The organism is Candidatus Pantoea deserta (genome assembly GCF_003813865.1).
In the GTDB taxonomy this organism is placed as follows: domain Bacteria; phylum Pseudomonadota; class Gammaproteobacteria; order Enterobacterales; family Enterobacteriaceae; genus Pantoea; species Pantoea deserta.
In genome coordinates this window covers 1-16,369 of the sequence record NZ_RMVG01000013.1, presented here as the reverse complement: position 1 = coordinate 16,369, position 16,369 = coordinate 1, and the positions used below count along the sequence as shown (strand labels likewise).

13 protein-coding genes are annotated in these 16,369 nt (G+C 59.9%); 6 read left to right on the top strand and 7 right to left on the bottom strand.

Annotated elements, in window-relative coordinates; all coding sequences use genetic code 11:
* Positions 1 to 45: 45 nt before the first annotated feature.
* Together BBB56_RS15705 and treA are read right to left on the bottom strand one after the other, a co-directional pair.
* Positions 46 to 2,148, bottom strand: a complete 2,103-nt coding sequence (locus tag BBB56_RS15705; RefSeq protein ID WP_123801878.1) for a TonB-dependent siderophore receptor — start codon at positions 2,146 to 2,148, stop codon at positions 46 to 48.
* Between the two features lie 173 nt (positions 2,149 to 2,321).
* Positions 2,322 to 4,007, bottom strand: a complete 1,686-nt coding sequence (treA, locus tag BBB56_RS15700; protein ID WP_123801877.1) for an alpha,alpha-trehalase TreA — start codon at positions 4,005 to 4,007, stop codon at positions 2,322 to 2,324.
* Between the two features lie 201 nt (positions 4,008 to 4,208).
* Between treA and ghrA the strand changes: the two genes are divergently transcribed.
* The 3 genes from ghrA to BBB56_RS15685 are packed head-to-tail and all read left to right on the top strand — an operon-like array spanning position 4,209 to position 6,525.
* A complete protein-coding gene (gene ghrA, locus BBB56_RS15695) occupies positions 4,209 to 5,150 on the top strand; it encodes a glyoxylate/hydroxypyruvate reductase GhrA (RefSeq protein WP_123801876.1) in 942 nt (313 codons plus the stop codon).
* Between the two features lie 54 nt (positions 5,151 to 5,204).
* On the top strand, positions 5,205 to 5,942 hold the full coding sequence (locus tag BBB56_RS15690) for a phosphatase (protein WP_123802000.1): 738 nt from the start codon (positions 5,205 to 5,207) through the stop codon (positions 5,940 to 5,942).
* Positions 5,943 to 5,964: 22 nt separating this feature from the next.
* Complete coding sequence (locus BBB56_RS15685) at positions 5,965 to 6,525, top strand: TorD/DmsD family molecular chaperone (RefSeq protein WP_123801875.1); 561 nt, start codon at positions 5,965 to 5,967, stop codon at positions 6,523 to 6,525.
* A 205-nt stretch (positions 6,526 to 6,730) separates the two neighbouring features.
* Here BBB56_RS15685 and BBB56_RS15680 read toward each other — a convergent pair whose 3' ends face one another.
* A complete protein-coding gene (locus BBB56_RS15680) occupies positions 6,731 to 8,095 on the bottom strand; it encodes a CoA transferase (protein WP_123801874.1) in 1,365 nt (454 codons plus the stop codon).
* 46 nt (positions 8,096 to 8,141) lie between these two features.
* Positions 8,142 to 9,026 (bottom strand): DMT family transporter, encoded by an 885-nt coding sequence (locus tag BBB56_RS15675; protein ID WP_123801873.1) that lies wholly within the window; start codon positions 9,024 to 9,026, stop codon positions 8,142 to 8,144.
* A gap of 182 nt (positions 9,027 to 9,208) precedes the next feature.
* On the opposite strand from BBB56_RS15675, the gene BBB56_RS15670 reads away from it, so the two are divergent.
* Complete coding sequence (locus BBB56_RS15670) at positions 9,209 to 9,934, top strand: glutamine amidotransferase (RefSeq protein WP_123801872.1); 726 nt, start codon at positions 9,209 to 9,211, stop codon at positions 9,932 to 9,934.
* Here the strand turns inward: BBB56_RS15670 and BBB56_RS15665 are convergent.
* Positions 9,922 to 10,485, bottom strand: coding sequence for a class I SAM-dependent methyltransferase (locus tag BBB56_RS15665; protein WP_123801871.1), 564 nt, complete (start codon positions 10,483 to 10,485; stop codon positions 9,922 to 9,924). The genes BBB56_RS15670 and BBB56_RS15665 overlap by 13 nt on opposite strands.
* 220 nt (positions 10,486 to 10,705) lie before the next feature.
* Here BBB56_RS15665 and exaC point away from each other — a divergent pair, with 220 nt between their 5' ends.
* Entirely contained in the window at positions 10,706 to 12,226 is a 1,521-nt protein-coding gene (gene exaC, locus BBB56_RS15660; protein ID WP_123801870.1) for an acetaldehyde dehydrogenase ExaC, read from the top strand.
* A 180-nt stretch (positions 12,227 to 12,406) separates the two neighbouring features.
* Positions 12,407 to 12,586 (top strand): hypothetical protein, encoded by a 180-nt coding sequence (locus BBB56_RS15655; protein WP_123801869.1) that lies wholly within the window; start codon positions 12,407 to 12,409, stop codon positions 12,584 to 12,586.
* Between the two features lie 182 nt (positions 12,587 to 12,768).
* On the opposite strand, the gene fumA is transcribed toward BBB56_RS15655, so the two are convergent.
* The gene (fumA, locus tag BBB56_RS15650; protein ID WP_123801868.1) at positions 12,769 to 14,415 is read right to left on the bottom strand and encodes a class I fumarate hydratase FumA; all 1,647 of its coding nucleotides are present in this window, start codon (positions 14,413 to 14,415) and stop codon (positions 12,769 to 12,771) included.
* Positions 14,416 to 14,570: 155 nt separating this feature from the next.
* Complete coding sequence (locus BBB56_RS15645; protein WP_123801999.1) at positions 14,571 to 16,079, bottom strand: anion permease; 1,509 nt, start codon at positions 16,077 to 16,079, stop codon at positions 14,571 to 14,573.
* Between the last annotated feature and the right edge of the window lie 290 nt (positions 16,080 to 16,369).

Sequence of the window (16,369 nt, the reverse complement as noted above, 5' to 3'; positions counted from 1 at the left end):
AGAACCTCAACGGGACGACACTGTCGTCCCGTTTTACGTTATAGCTTAAAAATCATAGCCCGCCGTTACCAGCAATGAGCGTTCCGCCCCCCAGTAACAATATCCGGTGCCATAGCAGGCCGCGACATAGTGACGGTCGGTCAGGTTATTGGCGCTGACCTGAAGCCATGCGCCGCGCAGACTGGGTTGCCAGACGCCCAGATCGGCGCGCACCGAGGCGTCGAACAGCGTCACCGAGGGTACGCGGCGCGTGTTTTCATTATCCGCCCACTGTTTGCCGATATAGCGTACGCCTGCGCCAGCGCTGATGCCGCCATCAAACTGATAGTGTCCCCACAGTGAAGCGAAACTGTTGGGCGTGACGTAAGGCGTATGTCCGTCGTTGCCGTCGACTGTCTCCTTATAGCGCAGATGGTTGAGGGTATAGCCCGCCACCGTGCTCAGTCTTGGTGTCAGCTGGTTACGCGCCTCCAGCTCAATCCCCTGTGAATGCACTTTGCCCGTAGGCGAATAGGTCGCGTCAATAATATTGCGCGTGGCGACATTCTTCTGCGTCAGATCGTAAAGCGCCAGGGTATAGAGATCGCGCGTGCCGACCGGCTGATATTTGATGCCCGTCTCATACTGCTCTGCGGTGGTTGGCTGAAGCAGATTACCGTCTGCGCCAGTAAGCGCGGTAGGGGTAATGGCCTGGCTATAGCTCACATAGGGCGAAACGCCGTTATCGAAGGCGTAGAGCAGCGCCGCGCGCCCGCTGACGTGGTCATCCTGACGGCGCGCCGTGCCGCTGTTGTCGGCGACAATGCGATCGTAACGGCCAGAGAGATCCAGATGCCAGCGATCCCACACCATCTCATCCTGCACATAGACGCCGGTCTGATAGTAGCGGCGCGTCTCCTGCGTCCAGCTATAGTCCGGCATTGGGCCGAGCGCTTCGCCCGTCGCGGCGTTGAGCGCGCTGGCCTCGCCGCCCGCGTCGGTTAACGCGTTTTTATAGCGGTGATACTCCGCGCCCAGCGACAGCCGGTGTTCCAGCTCACCGGTGGCAAACTCCGCCGTGATGCGGTTATCCGTCGCCCAGGCCGAAAGAGAAGAGCGTTCGCCAGAGTAGTAGCGGTTCAGCACAGCACTGTCGGCGGCCTGCCAGCCGATCTGATAGACCTGATCGAGATCGGTAGTGGAATGGCTATAGCTGCCGGTTGAGGCAAAAGACCAGACGTCATTGAAACGGTGGCGAAAATCATAGCTGTAGATTTGTTCGCGGCGCTTAAACTGATCCAGCGACGGATCGCCGTCGTAAAAGCCGGTACTGAGCTTTGCGCCATTATGGGCGTAGAGCGCGCCGTCACCCGGCACCGAGCCGTGATAGCCGCCCGACGGATCTTTTTGCAGATAGGCGCGCAGCAGCAGCTGGGTATCTTCGCTCGGCTGCCACATCAGCTGCGGCATCAGGGCATACTTCTCTTCGCGCGTATGGTCGTACTGCGTGTCGCTGTTGCGCGTCATGCCGGTCAGGCGAAACGCCCACTCGGTGTTAATCGCGTTGGTATAGTCGAAGGCTGCGCCGCTGGTGGCGTGATTGCCCGCCGACAGCCGGAAGTGTCCCGCCTCGCTAAACTGCGGGCGACGCGTGGTCTGGTTCACCAGTCCGCCCGGCACCGTCTGGCCATAGAGGGCGGAAGAGGGACCTTTGATCACGTCAACGCGCTCCAGAAACCAGGGATCGACCTGTAAAATGTTGTAGCTGCCGCCGTCGCTCATCAGGCGCAGGCCGTCGAGAAAGGTGTTATCCACATCGCCGCCGTGGAAGCCACGCAGCGACACGGTGTCGTAACGCGTCGCCGCGCCGCCGAAGTTGGTGAAAACGCCAGGCGTATAGTTCAGCACCTGATTGAGATCGATAGCCCCCTGATCATCCATCTGCTGGCGGGTAATCACTGAGACCGACTGCGGGGTGGTGACCAGCGGACGGTCGCTTTTGGTGGCGCCCGCGCTGGTGGTCGCCACATAGCCCTGCGTGGGGCTTTCAGCATCTTCCTGCGGCGCGGCGGTGACCACCAGCGTCTCGGCCGCCAGGCTGGCAGCGGGCTGAGCGATCGCCAGCGCGCACAGCAGCGCGCAGCGATGAGGGGTAAACGGCAATGTCATATCCTGTCCTTGTTCAGTGCGCCCTTGCTGGCGGCACGAGTATGATAAAGGTTCTCACTATCAGAGTGAGAATTATTATCAATATGTGAAAAGTGTTTCAAGGTTTGTTAGAGGGCAGGAGGTTAAAAAGAGATAAAAAAGGGCGACGCGCGCCGCCCCGTTGAGGTAAAGCGTTATTTAGCGGCTGCTGTAGCCTGAGGAATATCCTGCACGCTGTTACAGGTTTTATCTTTCGGGCAGTACTTATCGAGCAGCATCAGTGTTACGCCGTTGGTCCAGCCGAAGCCGTCCTGAAGCGGGTATTCGCCACCGCCGCCGCCGCCGAGATTCGGCCCGTCGACCACATACTTCTCTACCAGCTTGTGCTCTTTATCATAGGTGGTCTGCACGTTTTGCAGGAAACGCAGGCCAACCTGCTGCGCCAGCTGAGGCTTGTTGTAGCGATCCAGGCCTTCTACCGCCACCCACTGTAGCGGCGCCCAGCCGTTAGGCGCGTCCCACTGCTGACCGTTGTTCACCGTGGTGGTCAGCAGGCCGCCGGCTTTTAGCAGCTGCTTTTCCACTGCGGCCGCGGTGCGATCGGCCTGTTTGTCGCTGGCGAGCTGCATATAGAGCGGGAACAGCGCCGCCGCCGTCAGATGCGGACTGGCCTGATGCGTTTTGATGTCGTAGTCGGCGTACCAGCCCTGTTTCTCATCCCACAGATAGCGATTGACTGCGGCCTGACGCTTCTCCGCCAGGTCGGCGAACTGCTTCGCCTTATCCTGCTGTTTGTCGAGGCGGTACGCGTTGGCGAGCGTCTGCTCCAGATGGAACAGCAGGCTGTTGAGATCGACCGGGGCCAGCTGGGTGGTGCGAATCGACGCCAGATTGTGCGCGTCGCTGAACCAGCGTGAACTGAAATCCCAGCCAGAGGCCGCACCGGCGCGCAGTTCGCGGTACAGCTCGTTTTTATCACGCTGCGGCGCTTTCTTCGCCGTATTGACATCATCCATCCAGGATTCGGTGCGCGGCACGTCGCGCGCGTCCCAGTAGCGGTTGAGCAGGGTGCCGTCCGCCAGCTTGATCACGCGCTTTGTCGCCTGGCCAGCAGGGACCGTGTCGCTGTCCGCCATCCAGTAGTCATACTCTTTTTGCAGCTGAGGCAGGTACCTGGTATAGGCGGCGTCGCCCTGATGCGTAGCCAGCAGATCGACCATCAGGCTAAAGAACGGCGGCTGGGAGCGGCTGAGATAGTAGCTGCGGTTGCCGTTGGGAATATGGCCGTAGGTATCCAGCTCCCAGGCAAAGTTATCCACCATATCCTGCACGCGATCCCAGTGGCCGCTCTCGGCCAGACCGAGCATGGTGAAATAGCTGTCCCAGTAGTAGACCTCGCGGAAACGGCCGCCGGGCACCACATAGGGTTTCGGCAGCGGCAGCAGCGAATCATAGCGTCCGGCGCTGTTGGCCGTGCGCGTCAGCACCGGCCACAGGCCGTCAATATGCGCGCGCAGGCTCTGACCGGCGGGCGGCACATATTTTTCCCCGGCCGCCGGCAGGGTGAAATTGCTGGCGACGAAACGCTTCAGGTCGAAGTTTCGCTGGTTTTTCTGCATCTGCCAGTCCGCCAGAATGGACGCCGGATCGTATTTAGGCACGGCGTCGGCGAAGGTCTTCTGGTCGGGATAAAATTTTGCCTGCTGCACCGCGTTAAATAGCGGTCCGAGGCGCACATCCGGCGGCTGCGGCTGGTTGCTGAGCATACGGGTATTATCATCCGCATGCGCCGCCAGGGCAGGTAAACTCAGCAGCAGAGTCAGCACCACTGGCGCGACTCCCTGACGCCCGACAGGCGCGGTAACGACAGTTTTCTTCATCGGTTTTTCTCCTTGTCCGAAAGGCGGCCGCGCGTAACGCATTGACCACTCGAACAACTTTAGTCCTAATCTGGCAGCATGGCGCGACGACGCAGCGGAAATGTGAAGCAGAGTGGTGCTGAGCATGACGACAGTAAGGGGATTTTCCTTGCCCTCAGGCTGCTTTTACCGGAGGCTGGGGGCAAAAAAAGGGAACACGACATGGATATTATCTGGTATCACCCGTCGCAGGACGGCAGCATCTGGCTGGAAGGCATGCAGCGCCGCTTTCCCCAGGCGCGCGTGCGCCGCTGGCAGCCGGGCGACGACGCGCCTGCCGACTACGCGATTGTGCGTCAGCCGCCGCGCGACATGCTGATAAATCGTCCCACTCTGCGCGGGGTCTTTGCCATGGGCGCGGGCGTGGACGATATTCTCGCCCAGCTGGCGCGCTATCCGGAGATGCTGGCACCGTCGGTGCCGCTGATCCGTCTCGAAGACAACGGCATGGCGCAGCAGATGCAGGAGTATGCGGTCTGCTGCGTGCTCGGCTGGTATCGTCGCTTTGACGACTACCGGCAACAGCAGCAGCAGGCGCAGTGGCAGCCGCTTCAGCCGGTCGCGCGCGAAGCGTTCAGCGTGGGCGTCATGGGGGCCGGCGTGCTGGGGCTGAGCGTGGTGGAGGCGCTGAAGCCCTGGCAGTTTCCGCTGCGCGTCTGGAGCCGTTCGCCAAAGCAGATTGCGGATGTGGCCTGTTTTGCCGGGCCTGAAGCGCTGGATGATTTTTTGCGCGGCACGCAGGTGGTAATTAATCTGCTGCCGACGACGCCGCAAACCACAAACCTGTTTGATGCCCGGACCCTGAGCCAGCTGCCGCAGGGCGCCTGCTTTCTCAATATGGCGCGCGGCGCGCAGGTCGTCGAGGCCGATTTGCTGGCGGCGCTGAATAGCGGCCAGCTGCGCGCGGCGGCGCTGGATGTCTTCCAGCAGGAGCCGCTGCCGCAGGACAATCCGCTGTGGCGTCATCCGCGCGTCACCGTAACGCCGCATATTGCCGCATTAACGCTGGTGGATAACGCGATGGACGCGATTGCCCAGGGAATTCAGGATCTGGAAGCGGGCAGGCAGCCAGCGGGCTGCGTTGACCGACAGCGTGGTTACTGATAGTCACAGCCCATGTATTTTCCGCCCGGTGCGGGCGGCGCTAAGGAGAAAATGATGTATCCGGTTGATTTACATATGCACACCGTCGCCAGTACGCACGCCTACAGCACGCTGCATGACTATGTAGCCCAGGCGAAAAAAAACGGCATTAAGCTATTTGCCATCACCGATCATGGCCCTGATATGGCCGACGCGCCGCACTACTGGCATTTCGTTAATATGAAAATCTGGCCGCGCGTGATCGACGGCGTCGGCATTCTGCGCGGCATTGAAGCCAATATCAAAAATCAGCAGGGGGAGATCGACTGTTCCGGTCCCATGCTCCCCTCGCTGGATCTGATCATCGCCGGTTTCCACGAGCCGGTTTACGCGCCGCGGGATAAGACCCATCACACCGACGCCATGATCGCCACTATGGCCAACGGCGTCGCGCATATTATTAGCCATCCGGGCAACCCGAAGTTCCCGGTAGACATCCGCGCCATTGCCGAGGCGGCAGCGCACTATAACGTCGCGCTGGAAATCAACAACTCCTCCTTTACCACCTCCCGTCCCGGCAGCGAACCCAACTGCCGCGCCATTGCCGAAGCCGTACGCGACGCGGGCGGCAGGCTGGCGTTTGGCTCTGATTCCCATACCGCTTTTACGCTGGGAGACTTCGCGCACTGCCTGCGTATTACGCGCGAAGTGGATTTTCCGGAAGATCGCGTGTTAAATGTCACGCCGCGCCGCCTGCTTGATTTTCTGGAGCAGCGCACCGGCAAGCAGATTGCCGAACTGGCGGACTTTTAACCCTTTGCCTCTGGAATAGTGCATGAACGAGTTCTCTATCCTGTGCCGCGTGATCGGCTCCCTGTTTAATCGTCAGCCGCAGGATCCTCTGCTGGTTCCGCTGTTTACGCTGCTGCGTGAGGGCAAACTCAGCGCGCAATGGCCGCTGGAGCAGGATGAACTGTTGCAGCGTCTGCAACAGAACAGCGATCCCCAGGCGCTGGCGGCGGACTACAATGCGCTGTTCGTGGGTCCTGACTGCCGCGTGCCGCCTTATGCGTCGCAGTGGCCGCAGGGCAAGCCGGAAGCCGAGGTGCGCGCCTTTTTGTCGTCACGCGGAATGCCGCTCAGCGACGCGCCGGCCGACCATTTCGGCGTGCTGATGCTGGCGGCCTCATGGCTGGAAGATCAGTCGGCAGAGGATGAGAGCGCGGCGCAGTTCGCGCTGTTCGATGAGTATCTGCTCCCCTGGTGCGGCGCGTTTCTGGGTAAAGTCGAGGCGCATGCCGCCACGGCTTTCTATCGCACGCTGGCGGCGCTGAGCCGTGAGGCTATTCAGGCGATGTGGGATGAACTGAACGAGGCGGCAGAGGACAACGGCTAAGCCTGGCGCACTAGCCAGGCTGGCGCTTTGGCTAAGCTGGCGCTTTGGCTAAGCCTGGCGCTTTAGTTAAGCCTACGGTTTTAACTAAGCCTACGGCTTTAACTAAGCCTACCGCTTTAACTAAGCCTACGGCTTTAACTAAGCTTACCGCTTTAACTAAGCCTACGGCTTTCAGCCGGGCCGGGCATGCTGGCTGCATCTTTTTCTACCAGCGCGCCGGATGCGTGCCTGGCTGGCAACCCGGCGTGGCGCACAGCTGCGGCGTGCCCGGCAGGCGGGCGGCGGCGCGCAGTCGTTCGCCAATGCCCCAGGGGGTAAGCTCCGTCGTCGACAGCGTATCCTGCCTGTGCGCGCTGATACCGGCTGACAACGGCGCGTCGCTGACAGGATGCTGCTGCAACAACAGCGCCGTGCGCGCCAGCGACAGCCGCGCCTGTACGCCGTAGCCCGTTGCGCGCCGCTGGCGCAGCCCCTCCAGCGCGGCGGCGGCCATCAGATAGCCGGTGGCGTGATCCAGCGCCTGCACCGGCAGCGGTGTCGGCGTATCCCGACCAGACCAGGTCATGCCGCTGTGCGCAATGCCGCACGCCATCTGTACCAGACTGTCGAAGCCGCGCCGGTTGCGCCAGGGACCCTGCCAGCCCCAGGCGTTCAGGCCGATATCGACCAGGCCGGGCGACAGGCGCGCACGAGATTCGGCGTCAAACCCCAGCCGTTCCAGCGCGTCGGCGCGATAGCCATGCACCAGCACATCAGCCTGTTGCAGCAGCTGGCGCAGCCGGTCGCGGCCTGCCGCCGTTTTAACATCCACCACGGCGCGTCGTTTGCCGCAGTTCATCTCTTCATTCAGCGACGGCTCATCCCAGTCGGGCGGATCGATGCGCAGCACCTGCGCCCCCAGGCTGGCGAGAAAACGGGTGGCGACGGGTCCGGCAATGACCCGCGTCAGATCCAGCACGCGCACGCCGAGCAGCGGTCGGGCCGTGGGCACTGGCCAGCTTACCGTGTCGCCGTTCAGAGTTGGCTGCCAGCTAATCAGCGGCTCGTTGCTTACGGCCTGGCCCTGAGGATGCGCGCGCCACTCTGACTCGCTGCGCATGCGCGCGGCACAGCCGCCAGCGTCGATCACCGCCTGCTCCAGCGCCTCAGCCTGCCAGCGCGCAACCTGCTGCGCCAGCGCGTCGCGGTCACGCGGCTGACCCAGCACGCGCGTCATCGCGGCCCGATGGTGAGGCGCATTAGTGTGGAGCCGGATCCAGCCGTCTGCGCTGCGGTAATCACCGGCAAAAGCGTCCCAGAGCGCCGGCGCAGGGCGGTTATGCGGCATAAAGCTCGACTGAAACCAGCGCGAAGCCAGGCGTACGTTAACGCTGACGGGCTGGTCGGAACCGATAAAATCCGCCGCGGCGCGCGTCGCCAGGGCGGTGCTGGCGGCCGCCAGCTCGCTGACGGCAAAGGCGGAGACAAAGGCGGCCCGATCGAGAAAGGTGGGTGGGGCGGTTGCGTCGCCAGGGCCACGCAATCCTTGCCACAGCTGCTGCCACAGCGACGCGGCGCGCTGATAATCCATAATGGCTCTCCAGAAAAGAATGTCTCTGAAGCATAGCACCGCTTTTTCAGCGGCGGCGCAGACGCGGAAAGCGGGCGTGCATGCGCAGGCTGCGCAGATTGATCACCGCGATCGCCGTGCCGCACACCACCAGCGAGGCTCCGATAATTTTAAAACTGTTGAGACTGTCGCCGAGCACTACAATTCCCATCAGCACCGACAGAACCGGCGTCAGCAGCGAGTAGGGCATAATCAGATTAACGTTGTACTTCTTCAGCAGCCCGTACCAGAGGGTATAGGCGACAATAGAGGAGGCGAGCGCGCTGTAAAGAATGCCAAACCAGCCGCGCCATCCCGCCTGGCTCAGGGCGTAAAACTGATGTGACTCCATCACAAAGGTAGAGAGACCGACGATCGGCACCGCCAGAAAAGCGATCCAGCCGGTCATCGCCAGCGGATTAATCGGCGGCGATTTCTTCACGATCAGATTACTCACCGCCCAGCCGGTGGCGCTACAGAGTAAAATCAGCAGCACCCACCAGGACGGAATGGTCGGGCTGCCTGACAGCACCGCCACGCCGCACAGCGAAATGGCGATGCCGACCAGCTGGATTGCCTTTAACCGCTCTTTCAGCACCGCCATCGCCAGCAGCATGGCAATGGGCGTGCCCAGCTGTACCACAATCGCGCCGGTTCCGGCGTCGGTGTAGCGCATCCCGACAAACAGCAGCGAAAAGTGCATAAAACCAAAGGTAAACGCCAGCGCGATAAGCCAGGGGAGCTGCTGACGCGTGATACGACAAAAGGGGATCAGCACGATGGCGACAACCACAAAGCGCATCCAGGTCAGAAACAGCGGCGGCAGCTCCAGTAATCCCCACTTCACCGCGACGTTATTAAATGCCCAGATGGACACCACCATTAACACCAGAAAAAAATGCCGCAACGCCACAGTCACATCCTTCGCTTTTATTTTTCGCCACGCCCTAATGATGGCATGAAGCAGGGCGCTGCCGACAGGCGGCGATAAATATTTTTCTGTTATGACCGCGGCGGGAAAATCATAAGACAAGCTGCCGCTTTGCTGTCAGACTGGTTCACCGAAACGTTCATCTGCCAAGGATTCGATTCGGTATGACTCTCACTTCTGCCTTACCTCTTGCTCTGATTCAGTTAGAAGTTCCGCCTGCTGCCGTTGTTGAACGCATTGGCGAGCAGCCGCGCTGGTTTATCGACGCGCTTGACCTGCAACCAGATGAATATGTGATTGTACGGCCCCACCTGGGCGAATCTCTGCCGCAGTTTGACCAGATCAGCGGCGCCATTCTCAGCGGCTCCTGGGCGATGGTGACCGATCATGCAGAGTGGAGCGAGCGCAGCGCCGCCTGGGTGCGCGCGGCCATCGACGCCCGATTGCCGCTGCTGGGCGTGTGCTACGGTCATCAGCTAATGGCTTACGCGCTGGGGGGAAAGGTGGAAGATAATCCCAACGGCTGGGAGCGCGGCCTGCTGCCGGTGGTGTGCGAAGAGCAGGCGCAGCGCGACGGGCTGCTGGCGACGTTGCCCGCGCGGTTCAGCGCCTGGCTGTCGCACCGCCAGTCCGTGATTACGCCGCCGCCGCAGGCGCAGGTGCTGGCTACCTCTGATAAAGATGGCTGCCAGATCCTGCGCTACTCGCCGCATGCCCTGTCGGTGCAGTTTCATCCAGAGTTCTCACGTCGCATTATGCTGGCCTGCCTGCCGCCGGAGAGCCGCGACAGCAGCGTGGCGGAGGTAGAGGGCACCGACTGGGCGCGACAGCTGCTGGTGGCCTTCTGGCAGCAGACGCGCCCGCAGGCGAAGCAGGCTCAGGGCGCATAGGATCGCGTGCAGCGATAGACCCAGGCGGGCGGCAGATTTTTCAGCACCCGCTGCCGCTGCCAGATAAAGTAGCGCGACAGGTCGGGCTGGGTGGCCGAGGTGTACTGAAACTGGATAAACACGCCGTCTTCGCCGATGGCGTTAAATACCGCGCGCAGAATGCGGTCGCGCAGCGCAGGCGGCAGCGAAAGCAGCGGCAAGCCAGAAAAAATCGCGTCATACTCGCCGTTCAGGTATTCAGCGGAACAGGTCAGCACCTGCATGCGCGCATCCTCCCGCGCGCGTAGTTTATCGGCCAGCTGAGCGTTGATCTCAAACACATCCAGCTGCGCCTGCGGCAGCATGCGTTCCAGCAGATGACGCGTCAGCACGCCGTCTCCTGCGCCGAGTTCGGCCACGCGCAGAGCGCTGTTCCAGCAAACGCTGTCGCTCATGGCGCGGCACAGCGTCGCCGAAGAGGGCGTAACACTGCCCATCTTGCGCGGATGGCGAATAAACTGGTGAATAAAGTCTGCTTTTGCGCGCATAAGGGTAAAAGCCGAAGCCAGCATGTCACTCTCCTGTTGATAACCTTCTGTATTGACCCTTCTCTCGCGGGAGGTTTCGCCTCCCGGCATATTCTCAGAATTATCTGTGGGCGCGCGCGGCGCGCTTTTCCTCTGCGGCGGTCACAGTTTCCGACAGCAACATCTGACAGGCTTGGTTTGTTCATTCATTGTTAATGACAAGTTTCAATGATGTTTCATTTCCTGGCCCATAAGGAGATTCACCATGCGTTATGCCCCTCCCGGAGAACAGGGTTCTCTGATCCAGCTACAACAGCGTTATGGCAACTTTATCAACGGTGAGTTTGTTACGCCGGTGAACGGGAACTACTTCACTAACACCTCGCCGGTTAACGGCTCGGTTGCCGGCGAGTTTCCGCGCTCTGACCAGGCGGACGTGGATAACGCCGTCGCGGCCGCGCAGGCTGCCGCCGACAGCTGGGGCAAAACCTCGCCGCAGCAGCGGGCGCTGGTATTGCTGAAAATTGCTGATCGGCTGGAGCAAAACCTCGAATATCTGGCGGTGAATGAGACCTGGGATAACGGCAAGCCGGTACGGGAAACCCTGGCCGCTGATATGCCGCTGGCGGTGGATCACTTCCGCTACTTTGCGGGCTGCGTCCGCGCGCAGGAGGGCACCGCTGCCGAGATTGATGAGTTTACCGCCGCCTACCATTTTCATGAGCCGCTGGGTGTGGTGGCACAGATTATCCCGTGGAACTTCCCGCTGCTGATGGCGGCCTGGAAGCTGGCGCCGGCGCTGGGAGCAGGAAACTGCGTGGTGCTGAAACCGGCTGAGCAGACGCCGCTGAGTATTACGCTGTTTATCGAGCTGATTAAGGATCTGCTGCCGCCGGGCGTGGTGAACGTGGTTCATGGCTACGGTAAAGAGGCGGGCGAAGCGCTGGCGTCGCATTCGGGCATCGCCAAAGTCGCCTTTACCGGCTCGACCGCGACCGGAGGCCATATTCTGGAGCTGGCGGCGAAAAGCCTGATCCCCTCGACCGTCGAGCTGGGCGGCAAATCGCCGAATATCTTTTTTGAAGACATCATGCAGGCGGAAGAGAGCTTTATCGACAAGGCCGCCGAAGGTCTGGTGCTCGGCTTCCTGAATCAGGGCGAAGTCTGCACCTGTCCGTCGCGCGCGCTGGTGCAGGAGTCGATCTTTGAGCCTTTCATGGCGGCGGTCATGAAGCGCATTAAAACCATCAAACGCGGCGATCCCATGGACAGCGAGACGATGGTGGGCGCGCAGGCGTCGCAGCAGCAGTTCGACAAAATCCTCTCCTATCTGGAGATTGCCCAGCAGGAGGGCGCAGAGGTGCTGACCGGGGGCGGCGTAGAGAAACTGGAGGGGCATCTCGCCAGCGGCTACTACATTCAGCCCACCCTGCTGAAGGGCAATAACAGCATGCGCGTCTTCCAGGAGGAGATTTTTGGGCCGGTTATCGGCATCACCACCTTTAAAGATGAAGCGGAAGCGATCGCCATCGCCAATGACTCTATTTATGGGTTGGGCGCAGGCGTCTGGACGCGCGACATTAACCGCGCCTATCGGGTAGGGCGCGCCATTAAGGCCGGGCGCGTCTGGACAAACTGTTATCACCTCTATCCGGCGCACGCCGCCTTTGGCGGCTACAAGAAATCGGGTATTGGGCGTGAAACGCATAAAATGATGCTGGACCACTATCAGCAGACCAAAAACCTGCTGGTGAGCTATAGCGTGCAGCCGCTCGGTTTCTTCTGATTCTGCGGCGGTCGGCGTGTTGCGCGCTGGGCAACACGCCGTTTTTGTTTCATATTTATCCCGGCGTATTTAGCGTTTTTTCGACCCATTGTTTACTGTCATGACAGCGTAAGATTGCTGTGGCATGGTCAGGACGGTGGTTCCTGACGGGCCAGAGGCCGAACTGAATAAGGAATGTTGATGAACGAGTTCTATAACGTACTGACTGAACATGATGAGGTGCTGGACGGGCTGGAGAACAGCATTATTGCCGTTAACCTGCCGGGCCGTCAGACGGCTTACCGGCTGGACAGCGATGAAACCGAGCGGCTGCTCGCGGCAGAGGCGTGTCCTACGCCAGAGACGCCTCGTTTCTGGTAACCCGCCGCAATTTCACATTCGGCTCATTCAGGACGGCGAGTCCGTTTACAACGCCAATAGCCGGGCCTGAAAAGCAAAACGTCCCGCAACAGTGATGTCGCAGGACGAGAAGCGTTAAGCGCCTTTGCGACTGGACTCAGCCATTCGCGCAGGCGCCTTATCGACAGGGCGCGCCTGAGGTGCTATTTCACGCAGCGTGCGCAGGTGCTGTCCTGGATCTGCTTAAAGAAGTCGTTGCCCTTGTCATCCACCAGGATAAACGCCGGGAAATTCTCCACTTCAATCTTCCAGATCGCTTCCATACCCAGCTCAGCATATTCCACGCACTCCAGCTTTTTAATGCTCTGCTGCGCCAGTACGGCCGCCGGACCACCAATGCTGCCGAGGTAGAAACCGCCGTGTTTATGACAGGCATCCGTTACCTGCTGGCTGCGGTTGCCTTTCGCCAGCATAATCATGCTGCCGCCGTGCGACTGCAACAGATCGACATAGGAATCCATGCGGCCCGCCGTAGTCGGACCCAGCGAACCAGAAGCATAGCCCGCCGGCGTTTTCGCTGGACCGGCATAGTAGATCGGGTGATCTTTCACGTACTGCGGCAGCCCTTCGCCATTGTCGATACGCTCTTTCAGCTTCGCGTGGGCGATGTCGCGCGCCACGATAATGGTGCCGCTCAGCGACAGGCGCGTCGAGACCGGATAAGCGGAGAGCTGCGCCAGGATGTCGCTCATCGGACGGTTCAGATCGACGCTGACCACGTCGCCTTCGCCCTGCTGACGCAGCGTTTCGGGAATATACTGCGCCGGGTTATCTTCCAGCTTCTCAATCCAGATACCGTCGCGGTTGATTTTCGCTTTGATATTGCGGTCGGCAGAGCAGGAGACGCCCATGCCCACCGGACAGGATGCGCCGTGACGCGGCAGACGCACGACGCGAATATCGTGCGCGAAATATTTGCCGCCAAACTGCGCGCCCAGGCCGAGCTGCTGCGCCGCTTCCAGCAGCTCCTGCTCCAGCGCCACGTCGCGGAAGGCCTGACCATGCTCGTTGCCTTCGGTTGGCAAAGCGTCATAGTAGTGCGTTGAGGCCAGCTTCACGGTTTTCAGCGTGCTCTCTGCCGAGGTGCCGCCGATGACAAAGGCGATGTGGTAGGGCGGACAGGCCGCCGTACCCAGCGACATCATCTTATCCACCAGGTAGTTTTTCAGCTTGCCGGGCGCAAGCAGCGCTTTGGTCTCCTGATAGAGATAGGTTTTGTTCGCGGAGCCGCCGCCTTTAGCAATGCAGAGAAACTTATATTCATCGCCGTCGGTGCTGTAGAGATCGATCTGCGCGGGAAGGTTGGTGCCGGTGTTCACTTCGCGATACATATCCAGCGCGGCGTTCTGCGAGTAGCGCAGATTGTCTTCGATAAAGGTGTTGTAGACGCCTTTCGACAGCGCGGCTTCGTCACCGCCGCCGGTCCAGACGCGCTGCCCTTTTTTGCCCATAATAATCGCCGTGCCGGTGTCCTGACAGGTGGGCAGCACGCCTTTGGCGGCGATTTCCGAGTTACGCAGGAACTGAAGCGCAACATATTTATCGTTTTCGCTGGCCTCATCGTCCGCGAGGATAGAGGCGACCTGCTGCTGGTGCGCCGGGCGCAGCATAAAGGAGGCGTCGTGAAATGCCTGCTGCGCCATCAGCGTCAGCGCTTGCGGCTCGACCTTGAGGACGTCCTGACCTTCGAAGCTGGCGACGGAGACGTGCTCGCGGGTCAGCAGATAGTATTGGGTATCATCGTGGGACAGCGGAAACGGATCTTGATAGTAGAAAGGTTTGTTTGACATCTCGGCTCACTTAATACTGCGTCGCTGGCGCGCCTGACGCGCGATTAACAGCGGCAAATATTGTTGGTTTTTATTTCGTCAGCCGCGCGGAACGCGGCCGACGTAAGCAGAAGGGAAAAGATTTTACACTTTATTAACCTGGTTCGTCGCCTGATTTAATAGAGCATTTCCATCCATGGATAGGCGACCAGCATCAGCAGCGCCAGGAACAACATGCCGAAGATGGTGCCAAGACGCCAGTAGTCTTTAGTGGGCAGATAGCCGCTGCCATAGTAAATCGGACTAGGGCCAGTGCCGTAAGGGGTAATGATCCCCATCACGCCGAGCGACGTACAGAGCATCAGACAGAACACGGGCATGTTGATGCCTGGGATAGCGGCGGCGATAGTCAGCATCGCGGGCAGCAGGGCGGTGGTGTGCGCCGTGGTGCTGGCAAACAGATAGTGCAGCAGATAGAACGCGATCAGCAGCACCACGGCGGAAATTTGCGGATCGTAACCCTGCAACAGCATTCCGCCTTCTTTACCCAGCCAGGCGATAAAGCCCACGCGCGCCAGCCCGTCCGCCAGCGCCACCAGGGTGGCGAACCAGGCAAAGGTATTCCACGCGGCTTTATTGCTGGTAATGTCATTCCAGTTCAGCACGCCGGTCCAGAGCATCAGCACGATAACCAGCAGGGCGGCCATCGCCGGTTCAATCCATGAGGTGGCGAAAATCCACATCAGCAGGGCACAGACCACAAAAATCAGCAGCAGGATTTCATTGCGCGACAGCTTGCCTAACTTTTGCAGTTCGGCCGTGGCCCAGCGCGGCACTTCATCGTTCACCTTCACTTCAGGCGGATAGAGCCAGTAAGCCAGCAGCGGCATGGTTAAAATCAACAGCACGCCGAGCGGCAGAAAGGCGATAAACCACATCCCCCAGGAAATATCGAAGCCGATAATATTTTTTACCAGCGCCAGCGCCAGCAGGTTCGGGGCCAGCGCCGACAGGAACATTGAGCTGGTGATACAGGCGGCGGTGATCGCGACCCACATCAGGTAGGAGCCGATACGGCGCGCGCTGGGGTCATTAGGTTTAGAACCGTACAGCGGCGGCAGGTTGGCGATAATCGGGTAGATAGTGCCGCCGCTGCGCGCGGTGTTGGACGGGGTAAAGGGCGCCAGCAGCAGATCGGCGAAGGTAATGGCGTAGCCGAGCGTCAGGCTGCGGCGGCCCAGATATTTCACCAGGATCAGCGCCAGACGGCGGCCAAACTGGGTTTTATCGTAGCCTGCGGCGAACATAAAGGCGCCGAAAATCAGCCAGACGGTGGAGTTGCCGAAGCCGCTCACGCCCCATTTAAAGGCTTCGGAGGCGACCTTAAAGCCCGGCTTAGCCAGCTCAGCGGGGCTGAACAGCACGAACTGGCTGAACAGCGCGATGACCACCACGCCGGTAAGGCCGATCACTGCGCCCGGCAGCGGCTCAAAGATAAGACCGACAATGACGCCGACGAAAATGGCGAAGAAGTGCCAGGCGTAAGGCTCCAGCCCCGCAGGCGTCGGCACCAGCAGCAACAGCACGGTAACGAGAATGGGAAGAGCCAGCATCAGCCAGCGTTTATGTTGTCCCGGCGGCGGGACGGGCGCGGTTTGCGCAGCGTCTTTCAGCGTCGTTTTCATGTTCATAGTGTGGTCTGCAAGTTAAAAGGAAACTATTCAGGCTTTGTTGAGGCGCGGTTGATTATTCGCGCGCCGGAGAACGCTCAGCAAAACCTTATTGAATAATGTCTCATCGTCGTGACCTTATTAAATAAACTTTTGCAATTTCGCTATATGATGCGCCTGTCATAATAGTAAATTTTGATCCAGATCAAAGAGTGTGTTGCGCATTTTTTTTGTTTTTATTTCTTTTAATTGACAATCGTGTCGCTAAGAAGATTCTGGCTGCGAAATTAAGATGATTTACAGAA